The organism is Burkholderia cepacia, from assembly GCF_001718835.1.
In the GTDB taxonomy this organism is placed as follows: domain Bacteria; phylum Pseudomonadota; class Gammaproteobacteria; order Burkholderiales; family Burkholderiaceae; genus Burkholderia; species Burkholderia cepacia_F.
Genome location: NZ_CP013444.1, coordinates 1,828,786 through 1,846,468, shown reverse-complemented (window position 1 = coordinate 1,846,468; position 17,683 = coordinate 1,828,786). Strand labels below are relative to the sequence as shown.

Below are 17,683 nucleotides of genomic sequence, written 5' to 3'. Positions count from 1 at the left end.
GCGCGGCAGGCAGAGGGTGACGGCACGCGCGCGCACGGGACACGCCCGATACGCGCGCGCTGCGCGTGACTGCGCGCGGCCGTCGTCAGTGGCCGGGGCCCTGCGCGGGCAGGTTCGCCGGAATGTCGCCGTAGCCGCCGAGTCCGCCGCGCCCATACGTGCGATCGACCGCCGTCGACGTTCCGTTGATGCCGATCTTCACCGTCGGCGCGAGCGTGCCGCCGCGACGCGGGCCGATCGCATCGATGAACGACTCGACGAGGCCGCCCGGCATCACGTAGTGCGAATACGACTGGAATTCGCGCGGGTTCTGGTTCGGATCCTGCGAATACGGCGCGCCGGCCGGCGCGGAGAAGTCGGTCGGGTTGCCGAGCACGAGGCCGCTGCCGCCGTTCAGCGGCAGGAAGTCGCTGCGGATGCCGTTGCCGACGAAGCCGTACACGCCGTCCGGGCCGTCGACGCCGGCCGCCATCGTCGTGCGGTGGCTGATCGTGAACAGGTAGTATTTGCCGTCCTTCAGGTAGATCTGCGGGCGCTCGGTCTGGTCGTCGACGCAGTTCGCCGACAGGATCGGCGGCAGGAACTTCCACTCGGTCAATTGCGGGTTCGTCGCGACCGCCAGGCCGACATTGGCCTTTTGATACACTGCGCCCGCATTCATCACGGCGTTGAGATCTTCCCGGTACGGATCGTTCGGCGCGTAGCCGAGATCGGCTTCGGTGCAGGACCGTGCGCCGCGCGGGCCGCCCGTGTTGCCCTCGAAGACCATGTAGGTCTTGCCCGGGTGCGCGGGATCGGTGAACACGAACGGATCGCGGAACGAGAAGTAGGTGTTCTGCTGGCCGGTCTGGTAGTAGTTGCCGTCCGGTTGCAGCAGCGCCTTGTGGTCGTCGAAGCCGGAGAACCACACATGCTTGTCGTCGGCGTGGATGTGGCCGTCGGCGCGCGTGATGATCGCCTGCGGCGGCGTGATGTCCGCGCCGCCGGGTGCCGAGCGGTTGAACGACGTCGCGGTGTAGTACAGGCTGACGTTGTCGCCCTGCGTGAGGCGCGCGGAGCCCGACCATTCGGCGTTGTTGGTCATCGGTGCGGTGCCGAACACCTTGACGCTGGCGCCGTCGGGGAACAGGTGGCCGCCCCAGGTCCAGCCGCCGTTCGCGGGACGCTGCGACGCGGGGATGCCGGCACGGCGATAGAAGAAGCCGATGCGCGCATGGACGTGACGGTCGTCGAACGTGTAGCCCGCGTGCGGATCGGCGGTGAGCGAGAAGATCACCTCCCAGCCCTTGTAGCTGAGCTGGTTCGCGCGCAGGTCGGCCAGCGGCCAGGTATCCCAGACCCACACGTTCGAATTGATCAGCGGGAAATCCTGCGGGATGTCCGGCATCGTCAGCGCCTGCGGCAGCGAGTTTCTGTCGGCGCCGGCGGTGTGCGACTGCGCGACGATCTGGCGGATGTCCGCACGCGTCCAGCGCATCGTGAAGTTGCCTTCGGGATCGTAGGCCTGCTGCGTATGGGGCGTGGGCTGAGGGGCGCCGGCGGTCTGCGCGTGTGCAACGACGGCGAAGGCCGCGAAGGCGGCAAGTGCGCCGCCAGCGAGGAGCAAACGTTTGCCCTGGGGCGAGCGAAAAAAGGGAAAGTATGTCATCTCGGCGTTGTTTCGTTTCGTTTGACGGTGAAAGGGAACGGCTGAAGGTGGCATCGATGTCCAAACCGGTTTGGATGCTATTTCAAACCGGTTTGGAACGCAAAAGATATTTATTTGACGGTAATCGTTACCAATTGGAAATAATTACCCGGCCGGAGGCGGCCGGGTGGACTGGCGAATGCGAGGAGTGACGGTGAAGGTGAATCTGAAGGCGCTGTCGGACGCGCTCGGGCTGTCGCGGACGACGGTCAGCCGCGCGCTGAACGGTTATGACGACGTCAGCGAGGCAACGCGCGAACGGGTGATGAAGGCCGCGCGCGAGATGGGCTATGTGGCGGATCCGACCGCGCGCCGGCTGGCGACCGGTCGGGCCGACATGATCGGGATCGTCTATCCGTTCGGCGCGGGCGATCTCGGCGATCCGCGTTTCGGCGAGGTCGTCGCGGGCATTACCGAGCGGCTTGCGGAACGCAATCTCGATTTCATCATCGCGTCGGCGCGGCCGAACGCGGAACTGGACACCTATCGGCGCATCGTCGACGGCAAACTCGTCGACGGCCTGATCGTCGCGCGTACGCGGGTCGACGATCCGCGCCTCGCGTTCCTGGCGTCGCGCGGGTTTCCGTATGTCGCGTACGGCCGCACCGAGCGCACGGAACCGTACGCGTGGTTCGACTTCGACAACGCGGCCGGCGCGAAGGCGGCCGTCGAGCGGCTGATCGGGTTCGGGCACCGGCGCATTGCGATGATCAGCGCGCCGCTTGCCCTGAATTTCGCCGCGCAGCGCCGCGCGGGCTTCGACGCCGCGCTGCGCGAAGCCGGCATCGAGCCGGATCCGGCGCTGCTCGTCGAGTGCCCGTTCACGCACGACGGCGGGCTGCAGGCGGTGCGGGCGCTGCTCGCGCGTGCCGAGCGGCCGACGGCGCTGCTGGTCGACAACAACATCGCGGGCGGCGGCGCGTTTCGGGCGCTCGTGGACAGCGGGCTGCGCCTGGGCGAGGACATGTCGCTGATCGTCTACGACGGCGTGCCGCCGGACCTCGCGCACCCGCATCGCGTGACGGCGGTCGTGCAGCCGACCGGCCACGCGTCGGGGCGCTCGCTCGCGGAACTGATGCTCGGGATGATCGACGGCGGCGGCCGCGGACAGCGGCTCGAAATGCCGGTCGTCGAAGCAGGGGACACGGACGGGCCGCCGCGCGGAAATCCATGACGACCATAAGGTCGTATCTCCATTTTTCTAGACGACTGGTCTAATCGGCGGCTATCATCCAGCCTGTCGAATGCAGCGGCGCCCGTTCGGCGCGGCTGCCGAGGTGAGGCACCGGGGCGCAGGCGGACTTGCGCGATGTCATCGGGCTTCATTGCGGGACGCGCCGAGACGACTGGTCTAATAGAGAGTTCGCATGCAGGCCCTCGCTGACGCGGACCGCACGTCGACGTGCCATATTTGATTGACGGGCAGGCGCACGATGCGCGGCCCTGTTTCCACCCTTTCGAAGGAGTGTCCGATCATGAAGATTCTGGTTGTCCTGACCTCGCACGACACGCTCGGCGACACCGGCAAGAAGACCGGCTTCTGGCTCGAGGAACTGGCCGCGCCGTACTACGCGTTCAAGGATGCAGGCGTCGAGCTGACGCTCGCATCGCCGAAGGGCGGCCAGCCGCCGCTCGACCCGAAAAGCAGCGATCCGGCCGCCCAGACCGACGCGACGCGCCGCTTCGAAGCGGACGCGGCCGCGAAAGCCGAGCTGGCCGCCACGCGCAAGCTGGCCGACGTGTCCGTGGACGACTACGACGCCGTGTTCTACCCGGGCGGCCATGGCCCGCTGTGGGATCTCGCCGAGGACCTGCATTCGATCGGCCTGATCGAGCGCGCGCTGGCGGCCGGCAAGCCGGTGGCGGCCGTCTGCCACGCGCCGGGCGTGCTGCGTCACGTGAAGAATCCGCAGACCGGCGAATCGGTCGTGCGCGGCAAGCGCGTGACGGGCTTCACCAACAGCGAGGAAGCGGCCGTCGAACTGACGGAAGTCGTGCCGTTCCTCGTCGAGGACATGCTGAAGACCAACGGCGCGCAATTCGAGCGCAGCGCCGACTGGGTGCCGCATGTCGTCACCGACGGGCTGCTGATCACGGGGCAGAACCCCGCGTCGTCGGAGCCTGCCGCCGAGGCGCTGCTCGCGCAGCTCAAGCGCGCGTAGCCTCCCGCGCGGCGCCGAACGTTGCGGCGCCGCCCGTTTTCGTCGCCCGCCGGCCCGCGCCGGCGGGCATCCCGGATCGTTTCGCCGCGCGTTGCGCGGCGGGCCGTACCCGTGCTGTCGTTTTGCAGAACCAAGCAAAGGAGCCGTGGATGTCTGCCCTGTTCGAACCGTTCAAACTCAAGGATGTCACGCTGCGCAACCGCGTCGCGGTGCCGCCGATGTGCCAGTACGTCGCCGAGGACGGCGTCGTCAACGACTGGCATCACGTGCATCTGGCCGGCATCGCGCGCGGCGGCGCGGGCCTCGTGATCGCCGAGGCGACGGCCGTGTCGCCGGAAGGGCGCATCACGCCGGGTTGCGCGGGGTTGTGGACCGATGCGCAGGCCGAAGCGTTCGCGCCGTCGGTCGCGGCGATCAAGGCGGCCGGCGCGGTGCCGGGCATCCAGATCGCGCACGCGGGCCGCAAGGCGAGCGCGAACCGCCCATGGGAAGGCGACGACCATATCGCCGACGGCGATCCGCGCGGCTGGCAGACCATCGCGCCGTCGGCCGTGCCGTTCGGCGCGCACCTGGCGAAAGTGCCGCGTGAAATGACGCACGACGACATCGCCCGCGTGCAGGCCGATTTCGTCGCATCGGCGAAGCGTGCGCGCGATCTCGGCTTCGAATGGCTCGAGTTGCACTTTGCGCACGGTTATCTCGGCCAGAGCTTCTTCTCGGTGCATTCGAACCACCGCACCGACGAATATGGCGGTTCGGCCGAGAATCGCGGCCGCTTCCTCGTCGACACGCTGGCGGCCGTGCGCAAGGTCTGGCCCGAGCACCTGCCGCTGACCGCGCGCCTGGGCGTGATCGAATACGACGGCCGCGACGAACAGACGCTCGCCGAGTCGATCGCGCTCACGCAGCGGCTGAAGCAGGAAGGGCTCGACATGCTGAGCGTGTCGGTCGGTTTCTCGACGCCGGACGCGCAGATTCCATGGGGCCCGGCATTCCTCGCGCCGGTCGCGGAACGCGTGCGCCGCGAGGCCGGGCTGCCGGTGTCGTCCGCATGGGGGATCGACACGCCGCAACTCGCGAACCGCGTGGTGGCGGAAGAGCAGCTCGATCTCGTGATGGTCGGCCGCGCGCACCTCGCCGACCCGCACTGGCCGTACTACGCGGCCAAGCAACTCGGCGTCGAGCGTCCGTCGTGGACGCTGCCCGCGCCGTACGCACACTGGCTCGAACGCTACAAGCTCGCGGCCAAGGCGGCCTGACCCCGGGCGCGCCGCCGCGCGGCGGGCCGGTACGATCGGCCGGCCGCTTGCGATGGCTGATCCGGCACCGACGCCGATAGAATGGCGGTTCGCGCGACGCACGTCGCCTGCGCGAACCGCCGTTTTTCTTTCGACCGAGGGCTCATGGGCGCAAACGTACCGCCGTCTTCCGATTCCGCCGCGCGTCCGGGCGCGCAACAGATCGCGCGGGTGGTCCTCTATGCGGGACTGCTGGCGCTCGCGCTGTGGGTGATCCGCGATTTCATTCCCGCCATCGCATGGGCCTGCGTGATCGCCATCTCGATGTGGCCGATGCTGAAGCGCTTCGAATCGCACCGGCTGTTCCGCGAGCGGCCGACCGTCGTCGCGACCGTCATCACGGCGGCGATCTCGTTGCTGGTCGTGCTGCCGGTGGCCGTCGCGGCGACCCAGGCGATCGGGCAGGCGCACGACCTGCGCGAGTGGTTGCGCACGATCCAGGACAACGGCATCCCGGTGCCGGACGTGGTCGCCCGGCTGCCGGTCGGCGCGCCGCAGGTCGCCGCGTGGTGGCAGGCCCATCTCGGGCATCCGCTGCATGCGGCGAGCGCGATGCACGGCGTCAACAGCGAGAAATTCCTCGCGTTCGGGCGGCAGTTCGGCACGAAGCTCGCGCACGGGCTGCTCGAATTCGGCTTCATGCTCGTCACGCTGTTCGTGATCCTGCGCGCCGGCCACAAGCTGTCGGGGAGCTTGCTGCAGGGCGCGCGGCGCGCATTCGGGCGCAACGGCGCGGAGCTGATCGAGCGGATGGTCGCGGCCGTGTTCGGCACGGTGACGGGGCTCGTCGTCGTCGGGCTCGGCGAGGGCGCGCTGCTCGGCATCGCGTATGCGCTGGCGGGCGTGCCGCATGCGGCGTTGCTCGGCCTCGTCACGGCGATCGCCGCGATGCTGCCGTTCTGCGCGCCGGTCGTGTTCTGCGGCGCGGCGCTCTGGCTGTTCGTGCAGGGCGCGACCATGTGGGCCGTCGTGGTGGCCGTGCTCGGGTTCGTCGTCGTGTTCGTCGCCGAGCACTTCGTGCGGCCGGTGCTGATCGGCAGCTCCGCGCGGCTGCCGTTCCTGCTCGTGCTGTTCGGCATCCTCGGCGGCGCCGAGACATTCGGCCTGATCGGGCTGTTCGTCGGCCCCGCGCTGATGACGGTGCTGACGATGTTGTGGGCCGAGTGGATCGCGTGACGAGCGGCGGGCCGCGTCGTGCGGCCGCAACGGCGCCGCAACATTGCTTCACGATTCGCGCGGGCGGCGAGCCGCGCCGTTGCGGGCTCTGGCACGCATCTTCAAAAAAGTTTTTCGATCCGGACCCAAAGGTCGAGTAGCATGAGGCTTTCGATCGCGCCGGCGCGGCGCAGCAGATTTCCTCGAGCATGCGATTGATTTCGATGGCCCGTCCCGCAGCGACGCTGTCCCTGGCGGCGGGCTGCCTGATGATCAGCGGCTGCGCGTGGTTTGAAGCGCTGCTGCCGTTTTCGTATTCGCGCCTGCCGGTGCCGAGGGCCGCGTCCGCGCGCGGCGCGACGCGCGCCGATGTCGTTCGCGCCGGCGGCAATCCGCGCAGCGTGTGGATGGTCCGCAACGGCAGCGGCGTCTGCTACAACTACCGGCTCGACCACGGCGACCAGTATCGGTCGTATTTCGTCGTGTTCGACAGGGCCGGCGTCGTCACGCAACACGGCTTCGATTCGTGCATGAACGCCGACCGCAAGGGGCTGCTGCAGACGAAGAAGGTCGGCGCGCGGTAGCGCGCCCGGCGGCCGTCACGCGATCGTGTCGACCACGCCGCCGTCCACCCGCAACGCGGCGCCCGTCGTCGCAGAAGCGAGCGGCGAGCACACGTAGACGACCAGGTTCGCGACTTCCTCGGGCGTCGCCGGCCGCTGGATGATCGAGCTCGAGCGATGGTTGCGCACGAATTCCACGGCCACGTCTTCGACGCTGCGGCCGGTTTCGTCGGCCGTTTCCTTCAGCAGCGCCCGCACGCCGTCCGACATCGTCGGCCCCGGCAGCACCGAATTGACGGTCACGCGGGTGCCGGCCGCGAGCTTCGCGAGGCCGCGCGCGATCGACAGCTGTGCGGTTTTCGTGAATCCGTAATGGATCATGTCGACTGGGATGTTCAAGCCCGATTCCGACGAAATGAACACGACGCGCCCCCAGTCGCGCTCGAGCATCCCCTTCAGGTAATGCCGCGCGAGACGCACGCCGGACATCACGTTGGTCTGGAAATAGTGGTCCCACTCGGCGTCGTCGATGTCGAAGAACGCCTTCAGGCCGTAGATGCCCGCGTTGTTGACGAGGATGTCGGCCTGCGGCATGGCGCGCGTCACGCGTGCGGCGCCGTCCGCGTCGGACAGGTCGGCGGCGACGCCTTCGACGGTCGCGCCCGGCGCTGCGCGGCGCAGGTGCGCGAGCGCGGACTGCACCGACGCGTCGCTGCGGCCGTTGACGACGACGCGCGCACCGGCGCGCGCGAGCCCTTCGGCAATCGCGAGCCCGATGCCGGCGGTGGAGGCGGTGACGACCGCGGTCTTGCCTTTCAGATCGATATGCATACGTGTGAAGTGCGATGGGTGGAAGGAAGCCGCCGGGCCTGCCGCGGCGGGCGGAATTCAAAGCTTAGGCGAAACCGCGCGATTCGGTAGGGCCTGGTCACGCGATTGCTTCGGCCGGGGCGGTCCTGTACCGTATGCGCTCGCCGTCCGAACCGGGAGCCCGCCGCGTGAGCCGTACCGCCAACCGATCCGTCGTACCGTCGCCGTTCTGGCGCGATGCCGCGCTGCCGTTCATCGAGGCGCGTACCGTCGACGACGGCCGCGCGATCTGCTACGCGAAGCACACGCACGACACGTTTTCGGTGGGCGCGATCGTCGGCGGCACGAGCACCTACGTGAACGGCGCGACGAACGAGCACGTCGGGCGCGGCGTGCTGGTGATCATCGATCCGGAACAGGTGCATGCGTGCAATCCGTACGGCCCCGATGCGTGGGCGTACCGGATGGTCTATGTCGACGTGCCGTGGCTCGCGCGGCTGCAGCATTCGCTGGGCCGCGATCCGAACCGCGATTTTCACGGCTTTTCGCCGAAGTTGACCGAACGGCGCGACCTGTTCGCGCAATTCGGCGGCTTCTACCGGACGCTCGTCGCGCCCGGCATCGATCCGCTCGGCAAGGAGAGCGCGGCGGTCGAATTCTTCACGACGCTGCACGACGCGCTCGACCCGGCCGCGCCGCGCGCGCCGTGCGCCGCCGACAATGCGAAGCTCGCGCGCGCGGCGGATTACATTGCCGCGCATTGCCGCGAGGGCGTCACGCTCGATGCGATCTGCGCGGCCGCCGATTTGTCGCCGTCGTACCTGATCCGCGCGTTCAACGCGCGCTACGGCATGACGCCGCATGCGTTCCTGATCGACCGTCGCGTGCAGTACGGCCGCACGGAGCTGCGCCGCGGCCGGCCGATCGCCGACGTCGCACTCGACGCGGGCTTTGCCGACCAGGCGCATTTCCAGCGCGCGTTCCGGCGGATCGCGGCCGCGACGCCTGGGCAGTATCGCGGCGCGGTCGGCGCTTCGCGAACAGCTGGCTAGGCGCGGCCGGCTAGGCGTCGAGCAGAAAGAGCGCGCTGCCCGCGAGCAGCAGCGCCATCAGCCGGTTGAACACGCGCATGCGCCGCGCGTTCGCGAGCCGGTGCCGCAGCGACGCGCCCGCATATGCCCAGCACGCGATCGACGCGAAACAGATCACGAGATACAGCGCGGCGAACTGCCAGACCTGCGCGCGGTCGCCGTCGGCCGCATACGCGCCCATCGCGGCCACGCACGCGAGCCACGCCTTCGGGTTCAGCCACTGCATCGCCGCGCCGGCCGCCGCCGACGGGCCGGCAATCTGCGCGCCCGGCGCGTCCGGCGCGAGCCGGCCATCGTCGAGCGCGAGCCGCAGCGCCATGTACAGCAGGAACGCGATCCCCGACCACTGCGTGGCGGTCGTCAGCACGGGCCAGCGCGCGAGCGCCGCGTGCAGCCCGAGGCCGATCAGCAGGAACAGCGCGACGAAGCCGAGCGTCGCGCCGGCCGCATAGCGCAGGCTCGCGCCGAGGCCGTGGCGCGCGCCCGCGCTGAGCGCGACGATGTTGACGGGACCGGGGGTGATCGACGAGGCGAGCGCGAATGCCGCCATCGAAACCAGCATGCTCATCGGATGTCTCCATGCGAAATGTCGAAAGTCGCATCGAGGCTAAAGGAGCGGGGCGGGCAGGTATTGAAGAAAACTGCCCTCGGCGGATGGCGCGACGTTCCCGACGGCCGTCAGTGCAATGCGCGCGGCGCGTGCGCCGTGGGTATGCCGGTCGCGCGGGCCGGCTCCGCGGCGAGCGGTTCGCCGGCCGCGCACGGCTGCGCCGCGACGGAAAACCCGAACGTGTTGATGCCGCCCGAACACGCGACGAATACGCTGCCGCCGTGCATCTCGGCGACGGCCTTGACGATCGACAGCCCGAGCCCGTGGTTCTCCTTGCTGTTCGCGCGGGCTTCCTCGAGCCGGTAGAAGCGCTCGAACACGTGCGAACGCCGGGCGGGGTCGATCGGCTCGCCGGGGTTCGCGACGGCCATCTCGACGAGCGTGTCGCGGCGCACGATCGTCACGCTGACCGTCGCGCCGGGCGACGAATGCTGGATCGCGTTGATCAGCAGGTTCGTCATCGCGCGGCGGAACAGCGACGGATCGACGGCCGCGCGCGCATCGCCGTGCAGTTCGGCGCGCAACTGCGCCTCGTCGAGCGGGATTTCGAGGAAGTCGAGCATGCGCCGCACCTCGTCGGCGAGCGACACGTCCTTCAGGTCGGTCGCCCGTTCGCCGCGGTCGCTGCGCGACAGGAACAGCATGTCGTTGATGATCACGCGCAGCCGCTCGAATTCCTCGAGGTTCGACTGCAGCGTCTGCTGCATCCGCTCGACCGTGCGGTCGCGGCTGGTCAGCGCGACCTGGGTCTGGCCGATCAGGATGCTGATCGGCGTGCGCAGTTCGTGCGCGACGTCCGCGTTGAAGGCCTCGAGCCGCGCGTAGGTCTGCTGGATGCGATCGAGCGCGCCGTTGAACGACGTGGCGAGGTCGCGCAGCTCGGCCGGCAGCGCGTCGGTGTGCAGCCGCTGGCGGCGGTTCGCGAGGCTGATGGCCGATGCATCCTGCGACAGCCGGTCGAGCGGCGCGAGCCCGAAGCGGGCCACCGCGCGGCTCAGCAGCAGCGTGATGATCGTCGCGATCGCGATCAGCCCGGCGAGCGTCCAGCCGAAGCGGCGCAGCATCCGCTGCGTGCGCTCGCACGAACTGGCGACGATCAGCCTCAGCGTCGGCCGCTCGCCGTTGCCGGCCACCGTCACGGTCTTCGTCATCACGTCGTAGCTGCTGTCGTTCAGCGCGTAGCGCTGGAATGCGCCGAACGGCGCGCCGACGGGCACGCCGTCGACCGGCTTGCCGAAGCGGAAATCCGGATTCGTGCTGTCGACCTGATAGCGCGTCGAGCCGTCGGGCGGTTCGAGATCGGCGAGTTTTTCCTGCATGAGGCGCCCGCGCTCGGGCGTGAGCGCGTGCGACACGATCATCTCGGCGACCTTGGTGCGCGTATCGAGCGTCGCGCGCAGCTCGGCGAACAGCTGCCGCTCCATCATCACGAACAGCCCGCAGCCCACCAGCGTGAACACGAGCAGCGACACGATGCCGAACATCGCCGACAGCCGCAGGACGATCGAGCGTTTCATGCCGGCCTCTCGGTATCGCCGTCCTCGCGCGCCTCGAGCACGTAACCCATGCCGCGGATCGTGTGCAGCAGCTTGTCCGTGAACGGGCCGTCGAGCTTCGCGCGCAGGCGCTTGATCGCCGTCTCGACGACGTTCGCGTTGCTGTCGAAGTTCACGTCCCACACGAGTTCGGCGATGGTCGTCTTCGACAGCACCTCGCCGCTGCGCCGCGCGAGCACGCCGAGCAGCTGGAATTCCTGCGCGGTCAGGTCGAGCCGCGCGCCGTCGCGGGTCGCGCGGCGGCCGATCAGGTCGACCCGCAGGTCGCCGATCGAGATCAGCGTCGATTCCTGCACGCGCGCGCGGCGCGTCAGCGCGCGCAGCCGTTCGATCAGCTCGAGGAACGAGAACGGCTTGGTCAGGTAGTCGTCGGCGCCGCCGCGCAAGCCCCGCACGCGGTCGTCGACGCGGTCGCGCGCGGTCAGCATGATGACGGGCGTCTGCTTCTGCGCGCGCAACGCGCGCAGCACGCCGAAGCCGTCCAGCTTCGGCAGCATCACGTCGAGCACGACCACGTCGTAGTCGAATTCGACGGCTTTCCACGCGCCGTCCTCGCCGTCGAGCGCGGTATCGACGACCCAGCCTTCCTCGGTCAGGCCGCTCTTCAGGTATTCGACGACTTTCGGTTCGTCTTCGACGATCAGGACTTTCATGTCAGGGTCCGTTGTCTGGTTAGTGTGAGCCCGCCGCCGGGGCTGCAGCCTCGACCGCGGCCGCCGCGTCGCCGTCCCAGCCGCCGCCGAGCGCCTTCGCGAGAAACACGACGAGCGCCGCGCGCTGGCCCTGGATCTGCACGGCCTGGCGCTCGCTCGTCAGCAACTGCTGCTCGGCCGTCAGCACGTCGATGAACGGCGTCAGGCCGCCCGCGTAGCGATCCTGCGCGAGCGACACGAGCTTGCGCGCGTCGTCGACGGCCGCGGAGGCCTGCTGCGCGGCCTCGGCGAGCACCGACAATCCCGTGACCGCATTCTGCACCTCCTGGAACGCGGTGAGTACGGCCTGCCGGTAGCCGGCCTGCGCGGCGACATAACCGGCCTGCGCGAAATCGACGCCGGCCTTCAGCTTGCCGCCTTCGAACAGCGGCTGGGCGAGCGACCCGCCGACCGACCACAGCAACGCCGGCACGGTGAACAGGCCGGCGAAGCGCGTCGCGTCCCAGCCGATGTCGGGCGACAGCATGATGCGCGGGAAATACGCGGCGCGCGCGACGCCGATCTGCGCATTCGCGGCGGCCATCGCGCGCTCGGCCGACGCGACGTCGGGGCGCCGCTGCAGCACGTCGCTCGGCAGGCCGGTCGGCAGCGCCGGCGCGTTGATCGGCACGACGCGCGGCGCGATCGAGAAGGTGGGGGCCGGCGTGCCGACCAGCGTCGCGATCGCGGTTTCGACCTGCGCGCGCTGCTGGAGCAGCAACTGCGCCTGGGTGCGCGTCGCGTCGAGCTGCGCGCGCTGCTGCAGCAGGTCGAGGCCCGACACCGCGCCGAGGTCGTGGCGCGCGCTCACGTAGTCGAGCGCCTTCTGCTGCAGGTCGATCGAGCGCCTGACGACGTCGATCTCGGTGTCGAATTCGCGCAGCGCGAAATAGCTCGACGCGAGATCGGCGGTCAGCACGAGCCGCGCGTTCGCGAAATCGTCGCGCGCCTGTTCGGTGGTGGCCTGCGCGGATTCGACGCTGCGCCGCACGCGGCCGAAAAGGTCGAGCTCGTAGCTGACGCTCGCGCCGACCTGCACGTCGTTCTGCACGGTCGACATGCTCTGCGTCGCGTAGCTGGTCTGCGGTCGGTCGGCCGAGATCTTGAAGCGCTGGCCGCTCGCGTTCAGGCCGACGGCCGGATACTGCGCCGAGGCGACCGACGCGAGCGTCGCCTTCGCCTGGTCGTAGCGCGCGGCGACGGCCTTCAGGTTCTGGTTGTTGCGCAGCGCTTCGGCTTCCAGCGCATCGAGCTGGGGATCGCCGAACGCGGTCCACCATGCCGGGTCGAGCGGCGCGCGGGCCGGCGCGGCCGGATGCCAGTACGCGTCGGCCGGATCGAGCCGCCACGCGGCCGGCGTGGCGACGTCGGGCCGCTGGTAGTCGGGGCCGACCGTGCAGCCGGCGAGGGCGGCGAGCGCGACGGCGAGGGCGACCGCGCGGGCGGCCGGCCGCGGCGCGAGGCGGGCGCGCATCACGCGTTCGCTCCCGCCGCGGCGCCGGACGCGGGCTTCGGCGCCGGCTTCACGACGACGACCTGGTCGCCGTTCGCGAGCGAATCGCTCGGGTTCACGACGAGGCGATCGTCGGGCGTCACGCCGCCGTCGATCTCGAGCGTCTGCCCGATCGTGCGCACGACCGTCACCTGTTTCAGGCGCACCTGGCCGTTCGCATCGACCGTCGCGACCGTCGGGCCTTCGGCGCGGAACAGCAACGTGTTGGCCGGCACCTGCAGGCGGCCGACCGGCGTCATCGGCAACGTGGCCTGCACGTAGGCGCCGGGCAGCAGCCGCCCGTCCGGGTTCGGCAGCGTGATCTCGATCTGCAGCGAACGCGTCGCGACGTCGATCGCCTCGGACGTGCGCGTGATCGTTCCGTCGAACGTCCGGCCCGGCAGCTCGGCCTGCGCGACGCTCACGTGCTGGCCGACCTTCACCTGCTGCGCGTACGCCTGCGGCACCTGCACGTAGAGCCGCAGCCGGTCGGCCTGCACGACCGTGAACAGCGAACGGCCCGCGTTGCCGGAACTGACGAGATCGCCGACGTCGACGTTGCGCTGCGTGACGATCCCGTCGATCGGCGCGACGATCCGCTGGAAGCCTTTCAGCTCGGTGAGACGGCGCATGTTCGCGTCGGCCGCGGCGAGGTTCGCGGTGCCCTGGTTGAACGCGCCTTGCCGGTCGTCGAGTTCCTGCTGCGAGACGGCATCGCGCTGGCGCAACTGCTGCGCGCGGTCGAACGACGTCTTCGCGAGCGCGAGCGCGGCTTGCGCCTGCTGGCGCTGCGCGGTGGCCTGCGCGAGTTCCTGGTTCAGCTCGGGCGTGTCGAGTTCGGCCAGCAGCTGGCCCTGCTTCACGTGCGCGCCGATGTCGGCCTGCCAGCGCAGCACGTAGCCGCTCGCGCGCGCGTAGATCGGCGCCTCGACGAAGCCGCGCAGCGTGCCGGGCAGCGACAGCTTGCCGCCGGTGGCCGCATCGACCGGATGCGCGACGGTCACGTACTGGCGCGCGTTCTGCGCGGTCAGCGCATCGAGCCGGTTGCGGTTCATGACGTCGGTGAAGATCGTGCGCGCCGCGCCGGCCGCGAGCAGCGCGCCGACGACGATCAGCACGATCCGCGCGCGTCGCCACACGCCGGCCCGCGCGGGCAGGTCGAGCCCGTGTTCGTCCACCTGGATGCCGACGGTGCTGTGATGTTTCTCTTCCATGAATTCAACCGGTCAATAAGCGGGAATCAGTGTCCGGCGGCCTGGCGCGCGCGCCGGCGGGCCAGCCGCGCATGCACGCCGCCGAACACGAGCGGCACGAACAGCAGCGTCGAAACCGTCGCGAACAGCAGGCCGCCGATCACCGCGCGGCCGAGCGGCGCGTTCTGCTCGGCGCCTTCGCCGAGACCGAGCGCCATCGGCACCATGCCGATGATCATCGCGAGCGCGGTCATCAGCACCGGCCGGATCCGCGTCGCGCCGGCTTCCAGCGCGGCCGTGAGCGGCGGCGCGCCGTCCGCGAGACGCTGGCGCGCGAACGACACGACGAGAATGCTGTTCGCGGTCGCGACGCCCACCGTCATGATCGCGCCCGTCAGCGCGGGCACGCTCAGGTGCGTGCCGGTGATGAACAGCATCCATGCGATGCCGGCGAGCGCGGCCGGCATCGCGCTGATGATGATCAGCGGGTCGAGCCACGACTGGAAGTTGACGACGATCAGCAGGTAGACGAGCACGATCGCCATCGCGACGCCCGCGCCGAGGCCGATATACGACGTGCGCATCGTCTCGATCTGGCCGCGCATCGTCAGCTCGGTGCCGCGCGGCAGCGTCGCGCGCGCATCCGACACGATGCGGTCGATCTCGCCCGCGACCGCGCCGAGGTCGCGGCCTTCGACGCTCACGTACACGTCGATCGCCGGACGGATGTTGTAGTGCGTGATCACGGCCGGGTTCGCGGTGCTGCGCACCTGCACGAGGTTGCCGAGCAGTTGCAGCGGCATGCCCGTGCGGCCGCTCGCCGAGATCGGCGTGCCGAGCAGGTCGTCGACCGACGAGATGCTGTATTGCGGGGTCTGGATCTGCAGCGGGTACTGGACGCCGGTACGCGGGTTGATCCAGAACGACGGTGTCGTCTGCGAACTGCCGGACAGCGAGATCAGCATGTTCTGCGCGACGTTCTGCGCGGAGAGATTGAGCTGCTGCATGCGCGTACGGTCCATGTCGGCCAGCAGGGTCGGCTCGTCGTTGCGTTGCAGCACGTGCACGTCGACGGCGCCGGGGATTTGCCTGAACTTTTTCATCAGGCTGCTCGCGATAGTCATGTTACTCGCGAGATCGTTGCCGAGCACCTGCAGGTCGATCGCGGCCGGTTGGCCGAAGTTGAGGATCTGCGTGATGATGTCCGACGGCTGGAAGAAGAACTCGACGCCCGGGAAGCGCTCGGGCAGCACCGTGCGCAATGCCTGCACGTAGTGCTGGGTCGCGCGGTGGCCGGGTTTCAGCGCGATCAGCAACTCGCCGTCGAGCGTGCCGATCGTGCCGGCGTTGCTGTACGACAGGTTGATGCCGCTCACCGGCAGCCCGAGGTTGTCGACGATCGCGCCGAGTTCGTCGGGCGGCACGGTTTCGCGGATCACGCGCTCGACCTGGTCGGCGAGGCGCGCGGTTTCCTCGATCCGGTAGCCGGTCGGCGCGCGCATGTGCAGGCGGATGTTGCCCGAATCGGCGTTCGGGAAGAAGTCGCGGCCGAGCACGAAAACCAGGCCGGTCGACAGCACGCAGAAGCCGAGGAAGCACATCGCGTAGAAGCGGCGGCGCACCAGCAGGATGCTGAGCAGCACGATGTACCACGCGCGCAGTCGCTCGAACGCTGCGTTGAATGCGTGATGGATGCGCGCGAAGCGCGACGTCGAACGATCCGGGCCGGTGCTCGCCTGCTGCGGGCGGAACAGCAGCATCGCGAGCGTCGGCACCAGCGTGCGCGACAGCACGTACGACGCGAGCATCGCGAACACGACGGCTTCCGCGAGCGGCACGAACAGGAAACGCGCGACGCCTGTCAGGAAGAACATCGGCACGAACACGATGCAGATGCACAGCGTCGACACGAACGCGGGCACCGCGATCTCGCCGGCGCCTTCGAGAATCGCGTCGTGCAGGTTCGTACCGAGATGCAGGTGGCGCTCGATGTTCTCGATCGTCACCGTCGCATCGTCGACCAGGATCCCGACCGCGAGCGCGAGCCCGCCGAGCGTCATGATGTTGATGGTCTCGCCGAGCGCGGACAGCGCGATCAGCGACGTGAAGATCGACAGCGGAATCGAGATCGCGATGATCAGCGTGCTGCGCCAGTTGCCGAGGAACAGCAGGATCATCATCGCGGTCAGCACGGCGGCGATCAGCGCTTCGTGGATCACGCCTTGCACGGCCGCGTCGACGAACACCGACTGGTCGAACAGCGGCGTGATCGTGAGCCCCTCGGGCAGCGTCGGGATCACCTTCGGCAGCAGTGCCTTCAGGTCCGACACGACCTTGAGCGTCGACGCGTCGCCGCTTTTCAGGATCGAGATGAGCACGCCGCGCTGGCCGTTCTGGCGCACGACGTTGGTCTGCGGCGCAAAGCCGTCGCGTACCGATGCGACCTCGCGCAGATAGGTCGTCGCGCCGTTGACGGTCTGGACCGGCAGGTTGTTGATGTCGGCGACCGTATCGGCCGACGCGTTGGTGTCGATCCGGTATTCGGTCTGGCCCATCTTCGCGGTGCCGGTCGGCAGCACGAGGTTCTGCGCGTTGACCGCGTTGACGATGTCGGCGGGCGTGAGCCCTTTCGCGAGCAGCGCCTGCGGATCGAGGTCGATCGCGACCACGCGCGTGCGGCCGCCGTACGGGAACGGGATCTGCACGCCAGGCACCGTGATCAGCTGCGGGCGCAGGAAGTTGAGCGCGATGTCGGCGAGCGACTGTTCGCTGAGCGTCTTGCTCGACAGTCCGAGCTGGATCACCGGAATGCTCGAGGCCGAATAGGTGATCACGAGCGGCGGCGTCGCGCCCTGCGGCATCTGCCGCACGATCGCCTGCGCGGACGAGACGGTCTGCGCGATCGCCGTCTGCACGTTCGCGCCCGGCTGCAGGAACACCTTCACGACCGCGATGCCGGGCAGCGACGTCGATTCGACGTGCTGGATGTTGTTGACGGTCGTCGTCAGGATCCGTTCATGCACGGACGTGATGCGGTTCGTCATCTCCGTCGCGGAGAAGCCGCTGTAATTCCAGATGACGCTGATCACGGGGATGTTGATCGCGGGCAGCACGTCGACCGGCGTGCGCATCAGCGCAAGCGGGGTGGCCAGCACGATCGTGATGGCCATGACGATGAACGTGTAGGGGCGCCTGAGCGCGAGATTGACGATCCACATGGAGGCAGCGGGACAGGCGGCGGTCGGGCGTTGATGAAGAACGGCACTCGAATGATAGGCGGGCGCCCGGCACGGGTTACTGTCGCGAAACTGGCGGAATTGTCAGGTTGGCCCGCACGCGCGTCGCATTGAATTCGTCAGATGTAAGGCGCGCTG

14 protein-coding genes are annotated in these 17,683 nt (G+C 69.1%); 6 read left to right on the top strand and 8 right to left on the bottom strand.

Annotated elements, in window-relative coordinates; all coding sequences use genetic code 11:
* Positions 1-85: 85 nt before the first annotated feature.
* Positions 86-1,648: a glycoside hydrolase family 68 protein gene (locus WT26_RS28290; protein WP_069274488.1), complete on the bottom strand. Its 1,563-nt coding sequence runs from the start codon at positions 1,646-1,648 to the stop codon at positions 86-88.
* Between the two features lie 178 nt (positions 1,649-1,826).
* Here WT26_RS28290 and WT26_RS28285 point away from each other — a divergent pair, with 178 nt between their 5' ends.
* The 5 genes from WT26_RS28285 (at position 1,827) to WT26_RS28265 (ending at position 6,886) form a co-directional block, all read left to right on the top strand.
* Positions 1,827-2,861, top strand: coding sequence for a substrate-binding domain-containing protein (locus WT26_RS28285; RefSeq protein ID WP_069274487.1), 1,035 nt, complete (start codon positions 1,827-1,829; stop codon positions 2,859-2,861).
* 301 nt (positions 2,862-3,162) lie between these two features.
* Complete coding sequence (locus WT26_RS28280; protein WP_069274486.1) at positions 3,163-3,849, top strand: type 1 glutamine amidotransferase domain-containing protein; 687 nt, start codon at positions 3,163-3,165, stop codon at positions 3,847-3,849.
* Positions 3,850-3,998: 149 nt separating this feature from the next.
* Positions 3,999-5,108, top strand: a complete 1,110-nt coding sequence (locus WT26_RS28275) for an NADH:flavin oxidoreductase/NADH oxidase (RefSeq protein WP_069274485.1) — start codon at positions 3,999-4,001, stop codon at positions 5,106-5,108.
* 144 nt (positions 5,109-5,252) lie between these two features.
* The gene (locus WT26_RS28270) at positions 5,253-6,323 is read left to right on the top strand and encodes an AI-2E family transporter (RefSeq protein WP_069274484.1); all 1,071 of its coding nucleotides are present in this window, start codon (positions 5,253-5,255) and stop codon (positions 6,321-6,323) included.
* Positions 6,324-6,511: 188 nt separating this feature from the next.
* Entirely contained in the window at positions 6,512-6,886 is a 375-nt protein-coding gene (locus WT26_RS28265; protein ID WP_069274483.1) for a hypothetical protein, read from the top strand.
* A 15-nt stretch (positions 6,887-6,901) separates the two neighbouring features.
* Here WT26_RS28265 and WT26_RS28260 read toward each other — a convergent pair whose 3' ends face one another.
* A complete protein-coding gene (locus WT26_RS28260; RefSeq protein ID WP_069274482.1) occupies positions 6,902-7,696 on the bottom strand; it encodes an SDR family NAD(P)-dependent oxidoreductase in 795 nt (264 codons plus the stop codon).
* Positions 7,697-7,863: 167 nt separating this feature from the next.
* Between WT26_RS28260 and WT26_RS28255 the strand changes: the two genes are divergently transcribed.
* Positions 7,864-8,727 (top strand): AraC family transcriptional regulator, encoded by an 864-nt coding sequence (locus WT26_RS28255; RefSeq protein WP_069275170.1) that lies wholly within the window; start codon positions 7,864-7,866, stop codon positions 8,725-8,727.
* 10 nt (positions 8,728-8,737) lie between these two features.
* Here the strand turns inward: WT26_RS28255 and WT26_RS28250 are convergent, their stop codons facing one another.
* From WT26_RS28250 to WT26_RS28225, 6 genes are all read right to left on the bottom strand, one after another.
* Positions 8,738-9,334, bottom strand: a complete 597-nt coding sequence (locus WT26_RS28250; protein WP_069274481.1) for a LysE family translocator — start codon at positions 9,332-9,334, stop codon at positions 8,738-8,740.
* A gap of 110 nt (positions 9,335-9,444) precedes the next feature.
* Positions 9,445-10,893 (bottom strand): heavy metal sensor histidine kinase, encoded by a 1,449-nt coding sequence (locus WT26_RS28245; protein ID WP_069274480.1) that lies wholly within the window; start codon positions 10,891-10,893, stop codon positions 9,445-9,447.
* Positions 10,890-11,585, bottom strand: coding sequence for a heavy metal response regulator transcription factor (locus WT26_RS28240; RefSeq protein WP_059522187.1), 696 nt, complete (start codon positions 11,583-11,585; stop codon positions 10,890-10,892). The genes WT26_RS28245 and WT26_RS28240 overlap by 4 nt, the downstream gene beginning before the upstream one ends.
* Before the next feature lie 19 nt (positions 11,586-11,604).
* The gene (locus tag WT26_RS28235; protein ID WP_069274479.1) at positions 11,605-13,098 is read right to left on the bottom strand and encodes an efflux transporter outer membrane subunit; all 1,494 of its coding nucleotides are present in this window, start codon (positions 13,096-13,098) and stop codon (positions 11,605-11,607) included.
* A complete protein-coding gene (locus tag WT26_RS28230; protein ID WP_069274478.1) occupies positions 13,098-14,330 on the bottom strand; it encodes an efflux RND transporter periplasmic adaptor subunit in 1,233 nt (410 codons plus the stop codon). Before WT26_RS28230 ends, WT26_RS28235 begins: the two co-directional genes overlap by 1 nt.
* 26 nt (positions 14,331-14,356) lie before the next feature.
* Positions 14,357-17,527 carry an efflux RND transporter permease subunit gene (locus WT26_RS28225; RefSeq protein WP_069274477.1) on the bottom strand — a complete coding sequence of 1,057 codons (3,171 nt, stop codon included), beginning with the start codon at positions 17,525-17,527 and terminating at the stop codon, positions 14,357-14,359.
* Positions 17,528-17,683 lie beyond the last annotated feature (156 nt).